General features: G+C 27.1%; 3 protein-coding genes and 1 pseudogene. All 4 read left to right on the top strand.

Annotated features, from left to right (window positions below):
- Window positions 1-259: pseudogene (locus tag UDIV_RS04595) on the top strand (hypothetical protein); the annotation flags it as partial.
- Window positions 260-273: 14 nt separating this feature from the next.
- Window positions 274-699: an SsrA-binding protein SmpB gene (gene smpB, locus UDIV_RS03455; RefSeq protein WP_081847834.1), complete on the top strand. Its 426-nt coding sequence runs from the start codon at window positions 274-276 to the stop codon at window positions 697-699.
- Between the two features lie 130 nt (window positions 700-829).
- Window positions 830-2,443, top strand: coding sequence for an ABC transporter ATP-binding protein (locus UDIV_RS03450; protein ID WP_051749523.1), 1,614 nt, complete (start codon window positions 830-832; stop codon window positions 2,441-2,443).
- Window positions 2,444-2,445: 2 nt separating this feature from the next.
- A partial coding sequence (locus tag UDIV_RS03445; RefSeq protein ID WP_038103352.1) for an ABC transporter transmembrane domain-containing protein occupies window positions 2,446-3,082 on the top strand: 637 nt, incomplete at its 3' end.

The following is a 3,082-nucleotide window of genomic DNA, read 5'->3' as shown; positions in this document are numbered from 1 at the left end:
AAATAAATTATTAGATTATGGTTTAATGTTTTTAAACCAGTTTGATCAAAGTTGATTAGATTATGGTTATGCTGATTTTAATTTCTATCACTTTATTAAGTTTGCTGATATAGAAATTAAAAAGTTTATTAATGGATTTAGTATTAGAAATGGATTATATTCTTATCAATTATTAGAAGAGTTTATTTATAAATTAGAAATCTTTAAAGAATATTATTTAGGATTAAATCGAAGCTTTAGTTTTGGGTTTGAAAAATAAGGGAGTTGATTAAAGTGATTGTTTCTAATAAGCATGCATATCGTAATTATTCAATTATTGAATCATTTGAGTGTGGAATAGAGTTAAAAGGAACTGAAGTTAAATCAATTTCTCGTGCAAATTGTTCAATAAATGAAGCTTATGTGCAAATTAAGAATATGGAAGCTTTTATTATTAATATGCATGTTGCACCTTTTTTTGAAGGTAATCAGTTTAATCATGATCCATATCGAACAAGAAAATTATTATTACACAAAAACGAAATTATTAAGCTTCAACATCAAGCTCAAGCTTTAAGAATGACTATTGTTCCTATTAAAATTTATTGAAAAAACAATAAATTAAAACTAGTTATTGCTCTAGCTAAAGGAAAGAAGTTACACGATAAAAGAGAAGATTTAAAAATAAGAGATTTAAGCAGAGAAGCTAAAACATATTAATTTTAAAAAGGAAAAAAGAAGATGCGAGCGATTTGATCTGTTCTAACAACAAGATTATGATTAATATTTTTAGTCATTATCTTATTGAATTTAATTCAAATTACAATTACTTTAGTGCAACCATTAATTTTTGGCTCAAATTAATCGGGGATCTGTTAATAATAGTGCAACGACCCATGATGCAATTGTTCAAGGTGTTGTATTAATTGTATTAGCAGTTGCATGAATTATTGTTTCATTACTTAATAACTGAGTTACTACTTATTTAGAAGTAATGACCGTTGGTTTATTAAGAGAGAGAATTTTTCATAAAACAATGAGTTTATCACATGCAGATAAGCAACGTTTTAGTCAATCAACATTATTAAACATTTGTGTTAATGATATTCAAAAAATAGCTAAGTGTATGGTTATTATTCTAAGACCAGGATTTATGGGAATTTCATATTTCATTGGTTCAATTATTGTTTTATTTGCTGTAGCACAGAACCACTGACAAATTCCTGTGCTTGTGATTTCAATTACAATAGCAACAGCTATTATTTATTCACTAATGGCAGCTATTAATGAAAAACGATGAAGAAAAGCAAAACCAGCCATCGATAGTCTTAATAATAAATTACTAGAAAATATTTACGGAATCAAAGTTATAAGATTATTTACACTTGAAAACCAATTCTTAGAAAGTTCTCATAAACAATGATCTGAAGTAATTAAACGATCAATGATTCCGATCCGGATCTCTGCTTTAGTTATTTCTTTTTTAATGTTAATGATTTTCTCTGTTTCTCCATTAATTATTATTGTTGGAGCAACAACAAAAACATTGGTGTCTGCAGAAATATTATCAATTATGCAAGCAGCTAATATGCTTGTATTAGGGATTAGTATTCTTGCTTTTAGTATTAATGAAATTATTCAAACTAAAGTTAGTTTCATGCGTGTTAATGAGTTTTTCCACCACAAAGAATTAATTACATATCAAGGTAATAAAACAATAACTAATGGTTTGATTCAATTTGATAATGTAAGTTTTAGTTATGAAAATAATCCAAACCATTTAGTTTTAAAAAACATTAGTTTTACAATTTATCCAAATGAAAGAGTAGGGATTGTAGGAACTACAGGTTCTGGTAAAAGTACTTTAATTAATTTATTAATGCACAGGTTTATCCCAAACAATGGATCAATTAAAATCGATGATACTTTACTAAAAGACATTGATATCAAAAACTTAAGAGATTGATTTAGTGTTAATGAACAAACACCAGTTTTAATTAAAGGGACATTTTATGAAAATATCCTTTTTGGATTAAATAACATTAATGAACAAGAAATTAATGAAGCTGTTGAGCTTGCTCAAGCAACTAAGTTCATTAATGATGCAGATAATGGAATTTATGGCATCGTTGAACAAAATGCTAAGAACTTATCTGGGGGACAAAAACAACGATTAGCTTTGTCACGTTGTTTATTAAGAAAAAGTCCTGCTTTAGTATTAGATGATTGTACAAGCGCTCTTGATACAATAACTGAAGCTAAGGTGTTTGAAGGAATAAGAAAACAAACTTATTTCAAACAACAAATCATTGTTGCTCAACGAATTAGTAACATTTTAGATTGTGATAAGATCATTGTTATGGATAAAGGTGAGATTGTAAGCATTGGAACTAGTGAACAATTATTAAAAGATTGTGAAATTTTTAAAGCAATTTATAATGAACAGTTGGCGGTGGATCGATAATGATGGATTTACAAGATTTAAAAGTTCACAAAAATGCTTTAAAATGAAGTTTAATTCGTTTTTATTTTAAAGACTTCAAAAAGTATTTTTTAACAGTTTCATTTGTTATCATTGCTTTTCAATTATTACAAATTGCAAGCATTTTCTTATTACAATACACAATCCAAGCATTCTCTAATCAAACTAAACCACTAGAAACAATATTACATATTGCAGCAGGAATTATTGGTGTTTATTTTTTCCAATGTTTAATTAATGTTTTTACTAACTTATGTACTAATAAACTTGGTTATTTAATTGAAGCTAAGATGTCATTATTAGTAGTAAGTAAACTACGTTATTTAAGTATGAAATTCTTAGATCAAAATAGTGCTGGGGATATTTATGCACATATGAGTGATGATGCTTTAAGTATCCATTTAGGGGTTATGGGATTTTATGCCGAAGCTAATAAAATGGTTTTTGGATCAATTGGGTTTGGAATTGCTTTATTAGTTGTATCTCCATATCTAGCTTTAATTGGTTTAGCTGTTTATGGAACTTTAATGTGCTTAAACATTTTATTATATAAACGTTCAAGAACTTGAAACGAATACAAACGTGATGATTTTGTTGTTATGAACAACTTTATTGAAGAAG

It is taken from the genome of Ureaplasma diversum NCTC 246 (genome assembly GCF_000731915.1).
GTDB lineage: Bacteria > Bacillota_I > Bacilli_A > Mycoplasmatales > Mycoplasmoidaceae > Ureaplasma > Ureaplasma diversum.
Note: the sequence above shows the minus strand (reverse complement) of the source record. Positions and strands in the feature narration are given on the sequence as shown.